At 36.7% G+C, this 20,716-nt stretch carries 14 protein-coding genes and 1 pseudogene; 5 read left to right on the forward strand and 10 right to left on the reverse strand.

Annotated features, from left to right (window positions below; all coding sequences use genetic code 11):
- Window positions 1-77: 77 nt before the first annotated feature.
- The 4 genes from QBE53_09490 to trpS form a co-directional block, all read right to left on the reverse strand.
- Window positions 78-1,466: a glycine--tRNA ligase gene (locus QBE53_09490; GenBank protein ID WZL80039.1), complete on the reverse strand. Its 1,389-nt coding sequence runs from the start codon at window positions 1,464-1,466 to the stop codon at window positions 78-80.
- A 305-nt stretch (window positions 1,467-1,771) separates the two neighbouring features.
- Entirely contained in the window at window positions 1,772-2,530 is a 759-nt protein-coding gene (locus QBE53_09495) for a hypothetical protein (protein WZL80040.1), read from the reverse strand.
- Window positions 2,531-2,533: 3 nt separating this feature from the next.
- Complete coding sequence (gene recO, locus QBE53_09500) at window positions 2,534-3,196, reverse strand: DNA repair protein RecO (GenBank protein WZL80041.1); 663 nt, start codon at window positions 3,194-3,196, stop codon at window positions 2,534-2,536.
- 26 nt (window positions 3,197-3,222) lie between these two features.
- Entirely contained in the window at window positions 3,223-4,227 is a 1,005-nt protein-coding gene (gene trpS, locus QBE53_09505; protein WZL80042.1) for a tryptophan--tRNA ligase, read from the reverse strand.
- Between the two features lie 181 nt (window positions 4,228-4,408).
- On the opposite strand from trpS, the pseudogene QBE53_09510 reads away from it, so the two are divergent.
- A pseudogene (locus tag QBE53_09510) lies at window positions 4,409-5,002 on the forward strand (metallophosphoesterase).
- A 128-nt stretch (window positions 5,003-5,130) separates the two neighbouring features.
- Here QBE53_09510 and QBE53_09515 read toward each other — a convergent pair.
- Complete coding sequence (locus QBE53_09515; GenBank protein ID WZL80043.1) at window positions 5,131-7,083, reverse strand: BMP family ABC transporter substrate-binding protein; 1,953 nt, start codon at window positions 7,081-7,083, stop codon at window positions 5,131-5,133.
- 119 nt (window positions 7,084-7,202) lie between these two features.
- Between QBE53_09515 and QBE53_09520 the strand changes: the two genes are divergently transcribed.
- A complete protein-coding gene (locus tag QBE53_09520) occupies window positions 7,203-7,679 on the forward strand; it encodes an S-ribosylhomocysteine lyase (GenBank protein WZL80044.1) in 477 nt (158 codons plus the stop codon).
- Here QBE53_09520 and QBE53_09525 read toward each other — a convergent pair.
- The 3 genes from QBE53_09525 to QBE53_09535 form a co-directional block, all read right to left on the reverse strand.
- On the reverse strand, window positions 7,662-8,330 hold the full coding sequence (locus QBE53_09525; GenBank protein WZL80045.1) for a TraX family protein: 669 nt from the start codon (window positions 8,328-8,330) through the stop codon (window positions 7,662-7,664). The genes QBE53_09520 and QBE53_09525 overlap by 18 nt on opposite strands.
- A gap of 1 nt (window position 8,331) precedes the next feature.
- The gene (locus QBE53_09530) at window positions 8,332-9,669 is read right to left on the reverse strand and encodes a methyl-accepting chemotaxis protein (protein WZL80046.1); all 1,338 of its coding nucleotides are present in this window, start codon (window positions 9,667-9,669) and stop codon (window positions 8,332-8,334) included.
- A 98-nt stretch (window positions 9,670-9,767) separates the two neighbouring features.
- Window positions 9,768-13,538: a phosphoribosylformylglycinamidine synthase gene (locus tag QBE53_09535; GenBank protein ID WZL80047.1), complete on the reverse strand. Its 3,771-nt coding sequence runs from the start codon at window positions 13,536-13,538 to the stop codon at window positions 9,768-9,770.
- A gap of 123 nt (window positions 13,539-13,661) precedes the next feature.
- Between QBE53_09535 and QBE53_09540 the strand changes: the two genes are divergently transcribed.
- Entirely contained in the window at window positions 13,662-14,549 is an 888-nt protein-coding gene (locus tag QBE53_09540; GenBank protein WZL80048.1) for a LysR family transcriptional regulator, read from the forward strand.
- On the opposite strand, the gene QBE53_09545 is transcribed toward QBE53_09540, so the two are convergent.
- On the reverse strand, window positions 14,529-15,326 hold the full coding sequence (locus tag QBE53_09545) for a hypothetical protein (GenBank protein ID WZL80049.1): 798 nt from the start codon (window positions 15,324-15,326) through the stop codon (window positions 14,529-14,531). The genes QBE53_09540 and QBE53_09545 overlap by 21 nt on opposite strands.
- Window positions 15,327-15,511: 185 nt before the next feature.
- On the opposite strand from QBE53_09545, the gene QBE53_09550 reads away from it, so the two are divergent.
- Window positions 15,512-17,971 (forward strand): EAL domain-containing protein, encoded by a 2,460-nt coding sequence (locus QBE53_09550; protein ID WZL80050.1) that lies wholly within the window; start codon window positions 15,512-15,514, stop codon window positions 17,969-17,971.
- 9 nt (window positions 17,972-17,980) lie between these two features.
- Complete coding sequence (locus QBE53_09555; protein ID WZL80051.1) at window positions 17,981-19,738, forward strand: M3 family oligoendopeptidase; 1,758 nt, start codon at window positions 17,981-17,983, stop codon at window positions 19,736-19,738.
- Here the strand turns inward: QBE53_09555 and QBE53_09560 are convergent.
- On the reverse strand, window positions 19,735-20,697 hold the full coding sequence (locus QBE53_09560) for a D-2-hydroxyacid dehydrogenase (protein ID WZL80052.1): 963 nt from the start codon (window positions 20,695-20,697) through the stop codon (window positions 19,735-19,737). The two genes, QBE53_09555 and QBE53_09560, sit on opposite strands and share 4 nt — an antisense overlap.
- Between the last annotated feature and the right edge of the window lie 19 nt (window positions 20,698-20,716).

A 20,716-nucleotide genomic window follows, 5' to 3' on the forward strand; every position in this document is an offset into this window, starting at 1 on the left:
GTTCGTTGGTAATTTGTGACTATTCTTCTATATTCGATGCTCTTCGAATACGCTCTCTAGATAATCCTTACCTACAGCTAAAAAGTAAAATGTTTTTCAAAATACGCTTTTAAATCATCAATTTTTATTCTCTCTTGTTCCATTGAATCACGGTGGCGAATGGTTACTGCTCCATCTTCAAGGGAATCAAAGTCATAGGTTATGCAAAAAGGTGTTCCGATTTCATCTTGTCGACGATAGCGCTTTCCAATTGATCCGCGATCATCATATTCTGTATTATATGTTTTTGATAAAGTTGTAAATAGCTCTGTTGCTTGTTCTCCAAGTTTTTTTGATAAGGGCATGACCGCTAATTGTACCGGAGCTAAGGCCGGGTGAAAACGTAATACAGTACGCGTGTCACCACCATCAAGCTCTTCTTCGTCATATGCTGCACACAAAAATGCAAGCGTTACACGATCAGCTCCCAAGGAGGGTTCGATACAATATGGAATATATTTTTCTTTTTTCTGATCATCAAAATATGTCATATCTTGACCACTTTGGGTTTGATGTGCTTTAAGGTCAAAATCTGTTCGATCGGCAATTCCCCAAAGCTCACCCCAACCAAATGGGAACATGAATTCAATATCACTTGTTGCATTACTATAGTGCGATAGCTCTTCTTCACTATGATCGCGAATACGCATTTCAGCTTCTTTAATTCCAAGGTCTTGAAGCCATTTTATACAGAAGTTTTTCCAGTATTCAAACCATTCTAAATCGGTTCCTGGTTCACAGAAAAACTCAAGCTCCATCTGTTCAAATTCTCGCGTTCTAAAGGTGAAGTTCCCCGGTGTAATTTCATTACGGAAAGATTTACCTACCTGTCCAATACCAAAAGGTATCTTTTTACGACTCGTGCGTTGCACATTTTTAAAGTTTACAAAAATCCCTTGTGCTGTTTCCGGGCGAAGATAAATCGTATTCGATGCATCTTCTGTAACCCCTTGGAATGTTTTAAACATTAGATTGAATTGTCGAATATCTGTAAAGTTATGTGCACCACAACTTGGACAGTTGATATTATGCTCGTCAATATATGCTTTCATTGCTTCGTTAGACCATGAATCCACTGCGTCTTCCGGCTCAATGCCAGCTGCTTTCATGGATTCTTCAATTAATTGATCTGCCCGAAAACGTTCTTTACATTCTTTACAGTCCATTAGAGGATCGTTAAATCCACCAACATGACCTGATGCTACCCATACTTGCGGGTTCATTAAAAGCGCACAATCCACTCCAACATTATATGGACTTTCTTTGATGAATTTTTGCCACCACGCTTTTTTAACATTGTTTTTTAGTTCAACACCTAAAGGACCATAGTCCCAAGTGTTTGCCAAACCTCCATAGATTTCTGATCCAGGATAAACAAAACCTCTTGCTTTTGCTAAAGCAACAACTTTTTCCATTGTTTTTTCCATAATTATTATTTCCTTTCTAAAAATAACACAAAAAAAGCAATCCTACGCCCTAACAAGGGACGAATTGATTGCTCACTCCGCGGTTCCACCCTAATTGATACAACTTGTATCCTCTTAGTTTTTATTGCTCAAAAGCGCCTTTCATCCGTTACTTGTCCTAGTTCACACTATCCTAGAATCACTGTATTCAAGCCAATCAAATTACTCTTCTTTCTCAATGCAATTATTATGTTTTAAAATCACTTGAAGTATATCATATGTTTCATCAAGACGTCAACCCGATAAAGTAAGACTATTGAATAATTTTATTCAAGTAGGCTTTTTACATATGCTTCGGTTCCATTTTCTGTTATCTGTTGAAGCGCTTGCTTATGAGGATAGGCTTCAACTGCTCCTACGGATTGCTCTAGTGCACCAAACATTCGAAGTATTCGGCTATGGGCATATTGATCGGTTTCAGATAATCCCTCCATTTGCTTTAGCTCAACTTGAACTTCTCCTAAACGTTGAACAATTTGAGCATACTCTTCATCCGAACGCTCCATCGCATTTGAGCTATCCATTAGGCTACTATAGTTCATAAGGTCTCCATACTTCGCCATGATTGCTTCAAGCTGATGATTGTATGTATTTGTTGTGACTTGACCTGCTTCTATGAATCCAGTCAGTTCATTTACTGCTGTCTCAAATTCCGACAAAGCCACTTGACTTTTCAAAAGCATATAATGATAATCTAGCAGTTCAATAAAGAGTTTTACACGCTTTTCATGTTCCTTATTCATATCTTCCATGACTTGACGATGTATATTGGAAAACTCAAGCTCCAGTGTATCAAAATCTTTGTCTAAGGATTGAACAAATTCCGGATAATTCTCCATGGATATGTTGGCTTCAAAAAAATCGCGTTCTTTTGAAATAGCGCTTGCCAATTCTTCGATAAGTACTTCCATCATTTGTGATGTTCTAGACGCCCTTGTAGCTTCTTGATTCCAAAAAAATCCGATGACGCCTAATCCTATTAATATAACACTGACTATCAGAATAATTGTCGTTTGTTTTTTCATAATTTATCCTTCGTCATCTAGTAATCCAACAAAATCAAGAGATTTATAGTTACCGCCAATATAATAGTTAAAATATCGATCAATCACCCTTGTGATTTCTTCGAAACGCTGTTGCTCAATCCTAAAATGATATAATCGTCCAATCTTAACCCGTTGCATAAAGCCCAAGATTGCAAGGGCTTCTTGGGATATACCTGTCGCATCTTGCGACAAATCTGGTTCAAAACCTAAAGTTGAAAGTGAACGAAATTCAAAGACGCGTCGAATCACTTCTGGTGTTTGGGTTTTCTTTTTTAGCGCTGTAAGGGTTGCATACAGCAATCTTAATAATTCTTTATTTGGATCCATTTCTTGAATAACCTGTCCACACACTTCTAAAAAATAAAGCCCATAATATAAACTTTTTAAATCTTCCCTTAGACTATAAAAGGTCTCCGTGATATCAACTTGCTTTAAGGTATAGCTGTTTTTTCCTTCATATAAATGAAATTCCCCAAAAACAAAGGGTTGCGTTCCTGCTAATAGGCTACTTTTAGAGCGTTTAGCACCATTAGCAAAAACAACCATTTTCCCATAATCAATCGAAAAAAGCAAAATGCGCTTATCTTGTTCTTTTATGGGCATCTCATGCAGTACGATCCCTTTTGTTTTAATCAGCGTTGGCATGTACTCACCTCAATACTTTATATTGTCTATATTATGAAACCAACTTTTTTCTTTACTTTTCGAAGTGTCTTTTCTGCTAAATAGGATGCACGTTCACTATTGGTTCGAATGATATCATCAATATATTTTTTATCGTTCATCAATCGGTGAAATTCATCTTGGATTGGTTTTAATTCATTAATTGTTACTTCTGCAACGCTCTCTTTTAATTGTCCGTAATTTTTCCCTTCAAAAAAGGCCAATGCTTGTTCAACACTTTCACCTGTTCCACAGCAATATAGATCAATTAAGTTTTTGACCCCCGGTTGTTCTTCACTATAATTAATAATACCTACAGAGTCAGTTACCGCTCTTTTAATCTTATTGTTTAAAACATTCGGTTCATCGAGTAAGGACAACGTTGCATTAGGATTGGCATCCGATTTTGACATTTTTGCACTTGGATCTTGTAAGCTCATAATTCGTGCGCCAACTTTCCCAAAATATGGTTCCGGTATGGTAAACGTATCGCTAAATGTATGATTAAAGCGTTGGGCTATGTCTCTTGTTAATTCCAAGTGTTGCTTTTGATCTGCACCAATGGGGACAACATCGGCTTGAAACAGTAAAATATCTGCTGCCATCAACACCGGATATGTATATAACCCAGCATTGATATTGCTTTCATTTTTTAAGGATTTCTCCTTAAATTGCGTCATTCTATTAAGTTCTCCCATGTATGTAAAACACCCTAATATCCATGAAAGTTCTGCATGTTGACGCACGTGTGATTGGGGATAGATAATGTTTTTTACCGGATCTAATCCAGTGGCGATATATAAAGCCACCAGCTCTCGAGTGCGGTGTCTAAGTTTTGCTGGTTCTTGTCTAACGGTAATCGAATGCAAGTCAACTACACAATAAATGCTTTCATACATATCTTGCATTTGAGCCCAGTTTTTTAATGCACCATAATAATTTCCAATTGTGATGTTTCCAGATGGTTGTACACCACTAAAAATACGTTGTTTCTTTTCAACTACTTCACTCATTTTTGCACCTCTTTTTTATTTTCGTTCTATCCTATAGGCTAAAGCCTTCTATAATGACAATTGAGACAATTTTAGCATATAGTCTAAATACTGTAAAGATTCTAATTTATTTTCGCTACGTTTAATGCTATACTATAAGTTGTACTATCTAAAACACGCTTAACATTTTGAAAGGATTTTTATGAAAATACTTGTTGTTGCAGATGAAGAATCCACTTACCTATGGGATTATTATGACGAAAAACTCTTTAAGGATATCGATTTGATTATCTCTGCCGGAGATCTCAAATCAAAATACCTTTCATTTTTAACAACGGTTTCCGGTCTTCCTGTATACTATGTTCCCGGAAACCATGACTATCAATATGAAACACAGCCTCCTTATGGTTGTGATAGCATTGATGATCGTATTTTTGTGCACAAAAATCTACGTATCCTTGGACTCGGCGGTTCATTTCGATATAAGTCAGGCCTCTATCAATACTCCGAAAGAGAAATGCAGCGACGCATTCGTCATCTAAATGTTATGATACGTCAATTTGGCGGGGTAGACATTCTCGTAACCCATGCCCCTGCTCTTGGCCATGGAGATGGAGACGATTTATGTCACCGAGGATTTGACGCATTTAATAAATTCATTGATAAGTACGCCCCTTCGTATTTTATTCATGGACATCAACATTTGACATACTCTAGAAGTATTCAACGCCTCTCAAAAATAAAGGATACGAATGTTATTAATGGATATAATTACTATCTTTTTGAATATGAAGACAATAATAAGCAGCTTAATGAAATGAATTTCTTCCAAAAGCTGCTTAATACTATTGTCTTTTATTTTAAATATTCTAGAACGCCCATTATGAAGAATTATCGTGCCTACAAAAAACATCTCAAAAAAAATCAATAACGCTTTTTTACACTCATAAGTTCTAATAAGGGATGATTTTTTTCTAACGCATTAATGGATGGAATAGAACCTAATACACCATCAACAAACCAATTCATTGTTAAAATATCACTTGGATGCAGCGTCTTACCCGGGGCCAACTTTTCATTACCTTTTTGGTCAATTAGCGGCCCTCGAAATGGGTGATATTCACCTTGTATAATCATCATTTTCATAAACTCGACTGATTCACATAAAGAATATGGAATACTTGATTGAGAATAAAAAATGTCGACAACTTCTGTGTCCATTCCCCACCAATAGTTGATAGCCTTATCTGTAATTCCCATCGTACTGGAAAGCCGGTTATAGGAACCATTCATAATATTTCGAACGATTTTTTCATAGAATTCTCCCCAGTTCCACATCGGCGTCGCCAAATAATTTCTACGTTCACTTTGTGATTCTTCATCAACAAAATAGATCCCAGAATTGTTAAGCTTTGATGTTGATTTTGACGATTCCTGATGCGAGATGATGTCGACGCCCATATCCATTAACTGTCGATTAATATCATAGGTTTCTTCCGAAAAGTCCGTCTTATAATTAGTAACCCATTTCACTTGGACGCTCGCGTAAGGATTGACAAAACGCGCCCCCAATGTAAACGCATTAATGCTACTAATCACTTCCGGTATTGGATACGTGACAACATAACCCAAATTATTGGTTTTTGTCATTGCTCCGGCAATCATTCCCACCAAAAAATTCGGTTCATAAAAACGCCCAAAATACGTTCGTACATTTTTTGAAGAAAAATTTTCCGAACAATTTAAGAACTTAATATTACGGTATTCAACGGCCGCTTTTAGCGTTTGATTAATAAAGGTCGGACTCGTCGTAAAGATCACATCAAACCCTTCATCAGCCGCTTTTTTGATATATTCATATGCACTCTCATCTTCGGGCACATCATTAAATGCCTTTGTTTCAATCTGTCCCTTAAAGACATCTTCTAGATGTAGACGTCCGATTTCATGGCCATAAGTCCACACCGATTTTTCAGAAGATTTTGAATGTATAAATGCAATACGTATATCCTTCATTGTTGATGCAAAATTAGTTAGTCCATCTAAAAATGAACGCTTCTCAACACCATCTGAGTCAATTTCAAGTGCAACCTGCTCTTCATTGGAAAGAAGCTCAAGTTCCGTCCAAATATTTTTCAAATCTTTTTGAACGTCTTCTGCCCCTTTGCTCTCAATCTCTGGATATATCTCTAAATACTTGACCAACGCATCGGCTGTTGTAATTTCTAAATTATTGCCGCCTAGGTCATGATATATTTTGCGAAAACGATAGTAGATGGACTCAAACGCACTTAATCTCTTAATCCATTTATGACGTACAAGTAATGTGTATAATTGATTAAACCCATCTTTTTTTGACATCCACAAATAGTTTATTTTTGTTTTTTTATAGAACTCTAAAAACTCATAATAAATCACTATGGTTTCATCTTCCGGATCATATTTAGGTATAATTCGCGTCACATCTGCCGTAATTAATACTGCATCATAATATTTTAAGACAGACACACGTTTATTGCCTTCTTCAACATAAAACCAATTCAAATATTCGTATACCTTGATTGCATCACGAATCCCCTCGTTTAAATGTGCTTCGCATAGATTAGTCCATTTCGAACCAAATTCTGTTTTTCTTAATAGCAAAGGCATAAAATTAGGTGCAAATGAGGATGCGCGTCCAATTGTTTTTGTTCCTTTTATTTTACGTATCGGAATTTCCATCGTTCCAAGATAAACCTCAGAGACCACAGATTCCTTTGCTGTTATTGTATCTAATGCCGGTAAGTATGGATTTTTACCACTAAACTTATGGCTGTTATACTCTTTTAACCCTTTTTTTCTTGCATTTTCATACAAGTTCAGAATCTCTTCACGCATCGTATAATCCTTTCCAAAAAAATATTCTCTTTTCATTATACTCTATTTCAACCGTTATTAAAAGGATGGATAGACAACTCTCCTAAAATATGATTAAATAATAGGAAGGAGGAATGACAATGAATAAAATACCAAGTTTTACTGTAAATCACTTGATTTTAGAACCAGGCGTTTACGTCTCAAGAATAGATCAGCTCGACCAACACTATATTACCACCTATGATTTGAGGATGAAAAAGCCAAACGCCGAACCTGTTATAAACACTGGTGAACTTCATACTCTTGAACATTTGGGTGCTACTTTTTTACGCAATCATCCACAATTTAAAGAAGAAGTCATCTACTTTGGTCCTATGGGCTGTCGAACAGGCTATTATCTTATTTTAAAAGGTGAACGTTCTTCAAATGAAATTGTTCCCCTGCTTATTGATCTCTATCAATTTATGGCTGATTTTGACGGAGAGGTTCCCGGTGCCAGTGCAAAAGACTGTGGCAACTATCATGATATGAATCTTCCCATGGCAAGATATGAAGCAAAAGCTTATCTTCATGTTTTAAAACATATCACCAGCAAGCAACTAAGCTATCAAGAATAATTTAATTAAATACAAGAGAGCTAAGTGGAAGGGATAAATCAAATAAAATACGTATTTGATGCCCTTCCCTTTTTTTCCATTATACATAAATACAAAGATTGCGCTTAACCCCGCATAAATCTCTAGGACAACTGTCGCTCCCGCTAATAAGTTAAGTCCTGCCAACAACACATTCATTGTAATAATCACAATGGCCTTGCCTTTTAACGTCTTGGTTTGATATAGGATAAAAATCAGCAATACACCAAACAATCCATAATCTGTTCTTAATACATCCGCCAAAAGCGCCAATAAATAGACGCCTCCAATGCTTAACCAGCGGTGCCGCTCGTGCCATGTTTCATAAATCCACAAACATAGCAAACCAATAAGGAGTGTAAAGAATATATTTTGATGGGACAAATCCCAAGGGTTGTTATAAAAAGCTAAATTAAAGGGAATCTCTGATACAAGTGCAAAAACACCTAAACGCAGTGCATATTTTTTCTTGTCATGTGTATGCGAAAAACCTTCGGTAAGTAAAAACGCAAAAATCGGAAACGCTATACGTCCAATGATGCGAAAAAGAACATATTCTTTAAAAAGCACTGCGCCTACATGGTCAATGATCATTGTAATAATTGCAATCCACTTTAACTGGTTACTTGTCATCTTATTCTCCTTTTGCTTTTAAAGCTCTACGATGAAGGCGTTTAATGTCTCCTAGATACTTAACCACATCCGCTGATGCTTGGTCCATCTCTTCTAACAATTCATTTGCTCTATCTTTATTGCCCTGATTGTATGCTTGCACCGCTTCCTTTGCATGTTTATGTAATTGTTCATGAGGCTTTTCCAATGCACTGATTTTTTTACAGATATCTTGATTTTCCACTTCGGCATGATCACACCATTGTCCCAAACGGCACGTATGATGCGTCCCTATCTCTGATGCATCAAGTGATTCATAGCCCAAAATCATATTATATACTCTCCATTTCCATAACAAATGATCACTAATACACACTTCTAGTTGTGTAATAAGATCAAGTTGTGGTTGAGTTTTTAAAATATCGGTTCGAATATCATCAATAACTTTTGAAACCGCATGAAAAGCCATGCCTGTTTTATCGGTCTCTGTATGAATTACTTTTGTTTTTTCATTAACAAGCATGATCGCACTAGACATTTCTTGGGACGCAGCTGTCTCTTCTTGTATATTGGCACTTATCTCCATAAATGTCTGACTAATATGATGCAGTCCATCTTTCATCTTTTCCATTCCAGAAAATGCTTTTTCCATTTGTTGCTTACTTTTTGAAAAAGAAGCATTTGATTCTTCAAGTGCATCATCTGTATTTTGAATTTCATGCGTTAGGTTGTTGACAACTTGCCGAATAAAATCAACTTGTTCTTTTGTATTTTCTGCTAGTTTTTTTATTTCTTCAGCTACGACTGCAAATCCTCTACCGCTTTCTCCAGCACGGGCCGCTTCAATAGATGCATTGAGCGCAAGTAAATTCGTCTGATCAGCGACCCCTTTAATAATCGCAACCATTTCATTGATTTTTTCTGCTTCAGTATTAACGCGATTCATAATTCCTTGAATATTTTTTGATTGTTCAAACGTCTCTTCAATTTGAACAAACGATTGATTAATTAAGTCTAAAGAATGATTAGACAGTTCCAAGGTATGATTTGTCTCTTCGGATGAGCGTTGTATAAAGTTAGAAATACCTTCAACCGTTGCTGTCATCTCTTCACTTGTGGTTGCAATACTATCAACCATCTCTGATTGCTGTCGAACATCTATTAACATATCCTTTACATAATCAAGTTCTGTGACATATTTTAGTAAACTATTGACTTGTTTTAAATATTCAACGGTTCTGTCTTTTTTTATGTCTTTCTTTACATCTTGATTAAGTAGCTCTTCTTGTAAGTTCAAAGGTAATTGTGTTTTACTTTCATTAAGCTCCAATGAGTTGCTTTTTCTTTTTTTCCAAAACATACTTCTACCTCCTTCATATTTTAATTGCATTTTATCATATAGGTAGACAAAAAAGAAGCTTTTTCAAAATGAAAAAGCTTCTTTGAAGAATGTATCTATTATAGAAAATACTGTACGCCTGACTTAAAGAGTTGTTGATCTTGTTTTCCATAAATATTTTTGGCAACATGTTGACCAATACGTTCAGAATGTCCCATTTTTCCTAAGACACGCCCGTCTAAACTCATTATTCCTTCAATCGCATACATTGAACCATTTGGATTATCTATAGGGTTCATCGTTGCTTGTCCTTCTTCATTGACGTAAGTTGTAACCACCTGACCATTTTGGAAAAGTTCCTTAATGACGGCATCGCTGGCTACAAATCTACCTTCCCCATGAGATAAGGGAATATGATGAATATCTCCCGGAGTAACATTTTGCAACCAAGGTGATTGATTGGACATGATTTTAGTCCTTGCCATCTTGGATATATGTCGTCCGATAGTATTATAGGTTAATGTTGGCGCATCCGCCGTCAACTCTCGAATGTCACCATACGGAACTAAGCCTAACTTTATAAGTGCTTGGAAGCCGTTACAAATACCTAGCATTAGACCATCACGTTGATTAAGCAAGTCCATTACCGCTTCTGAAACCGCTTCGTTTCTAAAGACTGTTGCAATAAACTTCCCTGAACCATCCGGCTCGTCTCCCGCACTAAATCCACCTGGAATCATGATCATCTGACTCGATCGAATCGCTTGAACAAACTCTTGAACTGATTGCTTTACCATCGATGGCGTCAAGTTTCTAAAAACAACTTCTTCAACATCTGCCCCTGCTTTTTCAAAAGCTCTACGTGTGTCATATTCACAGTTAGTTCCTGGAAAAACCGGAACAAAAACTTTAGGTTTTGCTACTTTATGTTTGCATATATATATTGAGGAAGCCGATGTCAACTGATCAGAAGTCTTACCTTGGCTGTCTTCAACTGTCGGAAATACATCTTCAAGAACTTCTTCCCAATGCCCTTGCAATTCATCAATAGGTATACTTGTTTGCTTATATGTAATCTTAGGCAGTACGGATGTACGCCCTAATTTTATTGCTGTACTTGGAAGCTTATAATCACTCATTGGATTTTTAAGTTCTAGTATAATGGAGCCATAAGAAGAGGCAAATATTTTCTCATCCTCAAGGGCTTCAAAGGTAAAACCTATTCGGTTACCAAATCCCATTTTCACGACTGCTTCTGCGGCTCCAAACTGACCTACACTATTTGCAGATAATATTGTTCCGCTATTAATCGCATCAAAAATCCATGTATAATTAGATTTTAATACATCAATGACCGGAAGGTCATGGGCATCTCTTGGTAATTCAACCATAACAACATCATGATCGCCCGCTTTAAACTCATTAGAGACAACTGTTGTTACATCCACAACATCCACTGCAAAAGAAACCAAAGTCGCCGGAACATCAATATCATGGAATGTTCCTGACATAGAGTCCTTGCCGCCAATAGATGCAAGTTTTAGTTGTTCTTGAATATAATATGCTCCCAGTAATGCAGATAATGGCTCTCCCCATCGCTTAGGGTCGTTACCTAATCGCTTAAAGTATTCTTGGAATGTAAAGCGCATCTTTTTATAATCTGCCCCTACAGCCACGCCTTTTGCGATGGAATCAACCACTGCATAAACCGCTCCATGATATGGGCTCCAGCTAGACAAATATGGATTGTAGCCATAACTCATCACCGTTCCTGTTGTGGTTTCTCCATGAAGCACTGGAATTTTTGCAACCATGGCTTCCATAGGGGTTGTTTGATATTTCCCACCAAAAGGCATAAATACAGACCCTGCACCAATTGATGAGTCAAAGTGTTCTATTAACCCTTTTTGAGAGCAACTATTTAAATCTGCTACCGCACGAACAAAACTTTCCTTATACCCTTGTTGCTGAGTAAGCGTTTTAACCTGTTCACGTTCTTGTTCAAAATAGCTTTGGGCATCTGGTGCTGATACATAGGCTTTCATCTCAACTAAAGCTCCGTTTGTATCGAGAAAATCTCTACGAATATTGACAATCTCTTGACCTTTCCATGTCATAATCAAACGTTTTTCTTCGGTAACCGTTGCCACATGCGTTGCTTCTAAATTTTCTTTTTCAACAAGTTCAATAAATTTTTGCTTATCTTTAGGATCAATCACCACCGCCATACGCTCTTGGGATTCAGAGATTGCCAGTTCTGTTCCGTCTAAGCCATCATATTTTTTGGGGACAACATCCAAATCAATAATAAGTCCATCGGCGAGTTCACCAATAGCCACAGAAATACCACCTGCACCAAAATCATTACATTTTTTTATCATTTGACTTACGGTTTCATTTCTAAATAATCGCTGTATTTTTCGTTCGGTTGGCGGATTACCTTTTTGTACTTCTGCACCACATGTGTGGATTGATTCTGCTGTATGCTCCTTAGATGAGCCTGTCGCACCTCCACAACCATCACGTCCTGTGCGACCACCAAGTAAGATAATATAATCGCCTGGATCAGAGGTTTCACGAATAACGTTTTTCTTAGGTGCTGCTGCAATAACCGCACCTATTTCCATACGTTTTGCCACATAATTTGGATGATAAATTTCACGAACCAATCCGGTCGCCAATCCAATTTGGTTTCCATATGAACTGTATCCATGCGCACTTTTTGTTACGATTTTGCGTTGTGGTAATTTTCCTTCCATCGTCTGACTAATCGCCACCCTTGGATCAGCGGCCCCTGTCACACGCATGGCTTGATATACATATGAACGTCCAGATAACGGGTCGCGAATCGCCCCACCTAGACAAGTTGCAGCTCCACCAAAAGGTTCGATTTCTGTTGGATGGTTGTGTGTTTCATTTTTGAACATCACCAACCACTCTTCGTTCTTTCCGTCAACATCCACATCCACCATTATACTACATGCGTTAATCTCATCAGATACTTCCAAGTCATCAAGATGACCTTCTCTACGCATTTTTTTCATCGCCATTAAGGCGATATCCATGAGACATATGGGTTTTTCATTTAACCGTTCTCCATATATCGCTTCCCGATCCGTCAAATATTGGTCATATGTTTTTTTGATCGGTTCTATACCTGCATTTTCATCAAATTCGATATCTTTTAATTGGGTTAAAAACGTTGTATGACGGCAATGATCTGACCAATATGTATCTAAAGCACGAATTTCTGTAATTGTCGGATTTCTTTTTTCAACACATCTAAAATAATTTTGCGTGTGTAACAAATCTTTGTTTGTCATGGCTAATCCAAGATTATCCCATAATTTATCAATGCCTTTTTCATCTAAGTCAATAAATCCTTCAACCTGTTCCACTGCATGAGGAACCTCATAATCTAATTCCAATGTTGTCGGTTTATCTAAGTCTGCTTCACGTGAATCCACTGGATTAATGCAATATTTTTTTATACGTTCCAAATCCTTTGTAGGTATATTGCCTGATAATACGATTATTTTTGCCACACTGACAATCGGATTTGCATCACTCTCAATAAGTTGAATACACTGCACTAAGGAATCGCTTCGTTGATCATATTGCCCAGGTAAATATTCGATTCCAAAAGCAACCTCATCTTCTTGTAATGCATAATTTTCTATATAGACATCATCCACTGTCGGTTCCGAATAAATTGTATCAATACTTCGTTGGTAGATTGCTTCACTTAGATGGTCAGTATCATATCGATGCAAAATCCGTACATTCGTTATGTTTTTCAGATTTAAGTTTTCTGTTAAATCCGCATGCAATTGTTTTGCCTCAACATCAAATCCTACTTTTTTTTCTACAAAAATTCGTTTTATTGCCATGATAACCTCCAAATTATCCATATTGACGTTATTTACAAATCTACTCTATCATGATAGTATTAAGAAGTAAAATTAATATTATTAATTATATTTATTAATAAGACTTATTAAAGAGGTGTTTATATGAGCATTAATCTTGAACTCTACCGTATTTTTTACCATGTCGCACAAACACTGAGCTTTTCAAAAGCAGCTGACGCACTTTTTTTATCTCAATCTGCCGTTAGCCAACATATCCATTCATTGGAAAAACATTTAAATACCCAGTTGTTTCACCGCAGCACAAAAAAAGTTCAGCTAACTGGCGAAGGTCAATTATTGCTCGAACATATTCAACCTGCCCTTTTTTCAATTTTACAAGGTGAAAAACTCCTTGCGGAAACCGCACAAATGAACCGAGGGCGTTTACATATAGCCGCTAGTGATACAATCTGCAAATATTTTTTGCTTCAGCACTTACGTGCCTTTCACGAGCGCTACCCTAATATAGAGATACTTATTACCAATCGAACTTCCATTGAATGTGTCAAACTACTTAAGAATAACATGGTTGATTTAGTCTTTACAAATTTACCTAACGACTATATTGATGCCAACTTAAACGTTGATGAATTGTTAACTTTTCAAGATATCGTGATTGCACCTCAAAAATATACGCTTCTTAATCAAGGCGCCATTACTTATAGTCAACTATTAGAATACCCTATTCTTCTTCTTGATCGCAACAGCTCTACAACCCAATATTTAAATCAAGTCTTTAAAGACCATGCATTGACTCTTACGCCTTCTGTTGAGCTTGGCAGCATTGATCTACTTGTTGAATTAACCCGAATCGGTTTAGGCATTACTGTTGTCCCAGATTATGTTGTTTCCTTAAATTCCAACGAGTATTTTCGGGTAACCTTAAAGGATAGATTACCAAAAAGAAAGCTTGGGATGGTCTCCCAAGCTAAAACACCGTTGTCAAACGCTGTCAAAACATTCATGCAATTAATGTTGATGCATCGATAATATTTGTTGAGCTGCTTTATCAGCAACCGTATTAATCATGGCCTCTTTGGCTTCGTATGGATTTTTTCCCACCTCTTTAACAATCAAATCCATAAGAACAAAATATTTTGCCCCTTCATCGATTTCACCTAACTGTAAATGATGCCTTGACGCAAATTGTTCCAAAGGGTAAGTGTCAATATACCAATGATATACGTCTTCATACTCCGCCTTTAATTGTTGATGCTCTTGTTTTTTCTCCTGCATTTTCTTTTTGGAGAAAACCCCACCCAAGGCAAATATAACACCTAATCCAATAATAATATATGCCATATTACCAGCAAAAATTTGAATGACGCCTAAGACATTTCCCACTCCACTAATTACCATAATGATTCCTATGCCTAAAAGCGCCTGGTAGCTACTTTTCATCTCGGTCAATTCACGGTTGTCTTCAATATCAAGCATGGTATATTCATCAAAAAAATAATCTTGGGTCTCTACTTCTTCTTTTTCCCCAATTAAAAACCCACGAATAAAACGACTCGCTTCTTCCCAATCATCCTGATGTACATTGACAAGAAACTCTTCTCCACTTGATTGCATCACAGACGCTGTCTTAATTCCTGAATATTCCAAAAACTCTAAAGCACGTTCCCCTTCTTCTTCAGATTTAACCACAATCAACAACCGATCCGTTTCAATATCCTTTATTTCATGTACTAATTCAACATGACAATCTGCACACATCTTCACATGATCTTCATACTCTTCCTTGCATTTGGGACACCATGCCATAATATTATCCTCCAAAATTTTTATTTTATAATCTGATGGCAATGAATTGAATTCTTTCCAGTTTCATATTATAATAAGTTTGAAAACTTATAGCACATCACGTGTACTAGTATAGCAAAAAAAAAAATAGACGACAACAATGATGCACAAATAATTTTACACATTGTTACTAGGAAGGCTTAAAAATGATAACCTACCAATATGAATACACTAGCTCAAATGAACTTGAAAATTACTTACGCGCTTTACACTTAAGTGAAAACAATCGTCATCTATTTCAAATTTATTCAAATAAATGTACCAGTGACTTTCAGGAAATTTATACAACAATCACAAATCAAATATCAAACGCTCAAGTTGTCGGTGCTAAGACAAATGGGCTCATTTATAATGGAAAAGTATGTCACGATAAAACGATTATCGTGCTCAGTGTTTTTGAACGCGTCCATTTTTATCTGATTTCTCAAGATAAGCTACCCATTAATGAAATCAGTCTCCCTGCCAGCGTATCAAACACACCTCTTGAACCCTCTTATATTCAAATGATCAGCACCCTCTCTATTAATCAAAATCACGTATTGCTTGATACCTTTAACGAGATACTTCCACAAGCAACTGTGGGAGGAGGTATTATTAATATTGACCCATCCACTGATGAAGATGTCTGCTTATTTGAAAACGGACATTTTTTTGAGCATGGATATATCGGTGTAATCTTTAAAAGTCCTTGCCTTGACTTTCATGATTTTTATACCACCCATATTATATCTATTGGGCGCGAACACAAAATCACAAAAGCTCATGGGCACTACATTGAATCTATTGATCATATCCCTGCTCGCCAGTTTTACAAAAGCTATCTAGGTGTTGACGTTGGTCAAGTGGAAAAGATTGGCCATAAATTCCCACTAGTACTTCATCATGATAGACTTGCGCTTCCAACAACGGTGACCTTAGCAGAGCAACAAGATGTACTTTACTCTGAAATCCCTGTGCATATCAATGATCAAATTACACTAGGATATGGAAACCCTGGGTATTTTGGCCAACAATTACGCCTTATCAAAAGTCATCTACCTTCTATTCCATGCCAATATTTGGTGACTTTTTCTTCAAAGATACAAACCAATGAGCTGCTTCGCCATATTTCAGACTACAATATTCATCTACCTTTTTTTGGTATTTTAACCGACTATGAGTTTATCCATGAGAATAAAAAAAGTTATATTAGTACACATAGTACATCCATCGTTACGATGGCTTCTGATAGCAGTTCCATGGTTTCTGAAAATAGTGAAGAGATGTATGTTCATCAAACTCAAGAAGAGATTGAACAATCCATTCTTTTAAAGCTTGTTGAAAATACTTCCAAGGAATTAAACACCTTAAATAAAACATTAGAAAAAATGGTCATCGAAAAAGCCGATCAACTGACAAAGCATTATTACCAAGATTCCCTGACACATTTGCCCAATCTTAACAAACTAACTGAAGACATTGCAACCGGAACGATTCAGGCACTTTGTCTTATCGATATCAGTGCATTTATTAATATTAATAATTTTTATGGAACTGTCATTGGAAATAAAGTTCTTATTGAACTTGCCAATTTGATCACCAAATATGACGATCAAAACGCTTTTAAGACCTATCGAATACATTCAGATATTTTTGCTGTTGTCACCTACGACTCTAGCTTAAAAGTATTTACAAATCGAATGCGTCTCCTTCAAAAAAAGATACATAAACATTGCTTTGTCAATAAAAACCACAAAATATATATTAATACGACTTTTGCCATTTCTTCCATGCAGCTTTCACTTTATGAAAATTCAAGTATGACGTTAGAACATGCAAAGTCAGAAAAGATTTCATTTTTAGTTTACAATGAAAACTTAAAAATTGAAGAGTCAATTATTTCTAATTTGACTTGGACTTCCATCATTCGAAATGCCATTGAGGAAGACCGAATCATTCCATTTTTTCAACCGATTTATAATAATTCAATCGATAAGATCGATCGGTTTGAAGTCCTCATGCGACTCGTAGATGAAGATGGCAACATTGTCAGTCCCTTTCAATTTTTGCCTATTGCTAAAAAAGCCGGTTTATATAACCGCTTAACTAAAATAATAATCATGAAATCTTTTGAGTATTTTACTAATAAAGACTATAAATTCTCTATTAACTTATCTGTCGAAGATATATATCACGACTTGACACGTCAATTTATCTATAACCAACTTATGGCCTTTTCCAGACCACATAATGTTATCTTTGAACTTGTTGAATCTGAGGGCATCGAAAATTATACCACTATGTCCGACTTCATCAAAGAAGTAAAACGTTATGGCGCTGAGATAGCCATTGATGATTTTGGTACTGGATTTAGCAACTTTAATTATCTGCATAAGTTGGATGTAGATTGTATTAAAATCGATGGAAGTATTATTCAGCAAATGCTGACGGAACCATCCGCCGAACTTGTTGCAGAAACAATTGTAAGTTTCGCTTCAAAACTAGGGATAACAACTGTTGCAGAATACGTCTCCGATGAGGCTATTTTCAATAAAACTAAAGAAATTGGAATCGGGTATTCCCAAGGATATTTTATCGCACGCCCGGGTTCTGATATTGTGATGTAGGAGGAACATATGAAAAACTGGGATTTAACACCATTATATTCAAATTTTGATTCACCTGAGATTACGAAGGATTTTGAACAGGTTACGACCTTGATTCATCAGGTACAAGAAGAAGTCTCGACCTTAGATACTCAATCTCCCAATTTAGGACAAGCACTGGTATCCATTCAAAAAAAGCGGGATACACTTGAAAACCTTCTTGGTCGATTGCATAATTTTGGTCATCTTGCCTATGCAACCGATACGACAAATCATCCGGCAGCTACTTTGATTGAAAAAGTTGAAGCCATTTTACCTAACTACACTCTATTGCAGGTACAGCTGACCATGTTCTTAAAAAAGATCACTGATTTAGACGCACTCATTGCATCTACACCAGAGTTATCAGAGTATGCTTTTGTATTAAACGAAGCAAAAAAAGCAAGCGATCACCTGCTTAGTCAAGATGAAGAACTTCTTCTTGCACAATTAACAACTACCGGCTCCTTAGCCTGGGGACGTCTACAAGATCAGATCGTCTCTTCTCTCACAGGAGAATTGGATAATACCCCTGTAACATTAACCACACTACGTTCCAAAGCTTATGATAATGATGCCTCTATCCGTAAAAGTGCCTATGAAGCTGAATTGGCTGCTTATGTAAAAAAAGAACGGGAATCTGCTGCAGCTCTTAATGCAATAAAAGGCGAAGTAATCACTGTAGCCAACAAACGTCGCTACTCTTGCCCATTAGAAATGACCCTCGAGGCTTCACGCATGGATCGTCAAACCCTTGATGCCATGTTAAGTGCCATCAAAGAATACCTACCTTATTTCAGAGAATATTTGCTAAAAAAATCTGAGCTACTCGGACATAGCAATGGGTTGCCCTTTTATGACTTATTTGCCCCCATTGGACGTGTTGATATACGCTATACATATGATGAAGCAAAAGCTTATATCATCAAACACTTTACGCAATTTGATTCCAGTTTAGGCCAATATGCTCAAAAAGCCTTTGATCAAAATTGGATCGATCCTTTTCCAAAAGACAACAAAGTAGCAGGTGCATTTTGTTCAAATATACACGCCATTGGAGAAAGCCGTATTCTTTCTAATTTTTCAGGCAGCTTTAGTGATATGACGACGCTTGCACATGAACTTGGTCACGGCTATCATGGTGAATGTTTAAAAGACGCTCGTCCTCTTAATGCCGACTACCCTATGCCTCTTGCAGAAACCGCTTCTATCTTTTGCGAAACAATCGTCTTTCAAGCTGCCCTTGAGAAAGCATCTTTGGAAGAGCAAAAGGTTATACTTGAAAATGATCTTATGGGTTCAACTCAAGTTATTGTTGACATATACAGCCGTTATTTATTTGAGACTGCACTGTTTGAAAAGCGGAAAAATAGCTCTTTATCTGTTGATGAGTTAAAGCAAACAATGCTTGACGCACAAAAAGAGGCCTATGGAGAAGCCCTCGATCCAAATTATCTTCACCCATATATGTGGATGTGTAAACCACATTACTATGAAGCTTCAATGAATTTCTACAACTTTCCATATGCCTTTGGTCTGCTTTTTGCAAAAGGCTTATATCATATGTATCAAAAAGATCCAGTTGCTTTTGTTCCCAAGTATAAAGCTCTGTTGGAAGCAACCGGAGCACATTCCATTCATGATGTATTAAGCATTATGGGAATAGATTCACATGATCCTAGCTTTTTCAAAAATTCACTTGAGTTAGTGAAAAAAGATATTGAAAAATATCTTGATATAAACGCTTAAGTATTATTGACTTTATTTCTTGGCTTTCCTTGAAAAAAAGCTTCAATATTTTGATAAACTTCATTAAGCATTCGATTTCTTGACTCCACACTTGCCCATGCAATGTGTGGAGTTATTATTAACTTATTTTTATCCTTTAATCGCTGCATCGGATGATGTAACTTCATCGGTTCCTCTTCTAGAACGTCTAGCCCAGCTCGAAATATCCACCCTTCATTAAGTGCCTCAACCAACTCTTTTTCATTCACAATCGGGCCTCTCCCAAAGTTCATCAAAATTGCCGTAGGACGCATCTTGCGAAATGCAGCACTATCAAAGAGATTCGTTGTCGCCTCTGTTAATGGTGCATGGATACTAATAATATCGGATTCCTGTAATAACGTGTCAAAATCAACACGTCGATACTCTTTATGATCATTTTTTCCTGTAGTTGAATAATAGATGATGCGGGCACCAAATGTCGTTGCAATCTTTGCCACTTCTTGACCGATTGCCCCTAAACCAACAATGCCAAAAGTTTTCCCAGCAAGTTCATGCCAAGTCATTGTATAATGTGAAAACTTAGTATCTTCAATATAGCTCCCCCGCTTGACATAATCGTCATATCCCGACATCGGAACTAACAAATACATGAGCATCGCAAACGTGAGCAACACAACACTTTGCGTTGAGTATCCTTTGATATTTGAGACACAGACACCACATGCATCTGCTGCAGATAGGTCTACAGTATTTGTGCCTGTTGACGTTAGGCAAATAAGTTTTAGATTCGGTAGAGCAAAAAGAATTTCTTGGGTATAGTGGATTTTATTGGATATCAAGACATCTGCATCATAACAGCGCTTTACTATCTCTTCTTGAGGTGTATGCTTATATGTTATGACCTCTCCCAAACTATGAAAAGATGTATAATCCAGATCATACCCAAGCGAATCCGTATCTAATAAAACAATTTTCATATTTTTGTCAAACTCCTTT

The organism is Vallitaleaceae bacterium 9-2 (genome assembly GCA_038396585.1).
In the GTDB taxonomy this organism is placed as follows: Bacteria; Bacillota; Clostridia; order Lachnospirales; family Vallitaleaceae; genus UBA1351.

What these genes read in the sequence shown, in the direction of transcription:
- QBE53_09525 (WZL80045.1), bottom strand. Translation starts at nt 8,330, where the DNA reads ATGACAAGTAACCAGTTAAAGTGGATTGCAATTATTACAATGATCATT.
- trpS (WZL80042.1), bottom strand. Translation starts at nt 4,227, where the DNA reads ATGAGTGAAGTAGTTGAAAAGAAACAACGTATTTTTAGTGGTGTACAA.
- QBE53_09560 (WZL80052.1), bottom strand. Translation starts at nt 20,697, where the DNA reads ATGAAAATTGTTTTATTAGATACGGATTCGCTTGGGTATGATCTGGAT.
- QBE53_09520 (WZL80044.1), top strand. Translation starts at nt 7,203, where the DNA reads ATGAATAAAATACCAAGTTTTACTGTAAATCACTTGATTTTAGAACCA.
- QBE53_09555 (WZL80051.1), top strand. Translation starts at nt 17,981, where the DNA reads ATGAAAAACTGGGATTTAACACCATTATATTCAAATTTTGATTCACCT.
- QBE53_09535 (WZL80047.1), bottom strand. Translation starts at nt 13,538, where the DNA reads ATGGCAATAAAACGAATTTTTGTAGAAAAAAAAGTAGGATTTGATGTT.
- QBE53_09490 (WZL80039.1), bottom strand. Translation starts at nt 1,466, where the DNA reads ATGGAAAAAACAATGGAAAAAGTTGTTGCTTTAGCAAAAGCAAGAGGT.
- QBE53_09550 (WZL80050.1), top strand. Translation starts at nt 15,512, where the DNA reads ATGATAACCTACCAATATGAATACACTAGCTCAAATGAACTTGAAAAT.
- QBE53_09495 (WZL80040.1), bottom strand. Translation starts at nt 2,530, where the DNA reads ATGAAAAAACAAACGACAATTATTCTGATAGTCAGTGTTATATTAATA.
- QBE53_09540 (WZL80048.1), top strand. Translation starts at nt 13,662, where the DNA reads ATGAGCATTAATCTTGAACTCTACCGTATTTTTTACCATGTCGCACAA.
- recO (WZL80041.1), bottom strand. Translation starts at nt 3,196, where the DNA reads ATGCCAACGCTGATTAAAACAAAAGGGATCGTACTGCATGAGATGCCC.
- QBE53_09545 (WZL80049.1), bottom strand. Translation starts at nt 15,326, where the DNA reads ATGGCATGGTGTCCCAAATGCAAGGAAGAGTATGAAGATCATGTGAAG.
- QBE53_09515 (WZL80043.1), bottom strand. Translation starts at nt 7,083, where the DNA reads ATGCGTGAAGAGATTCTGAACTTGTATGAAAATGCAAGAAAAAAAGGG.
- QBE53_09530 (WZL80046.1), bottom strand. Translation starts at nt 9,669, where the DNA reads ATGTTTTGGAAAAAAAGAAAAAGCAACTCATTGGAGCTTAATGAAAGT.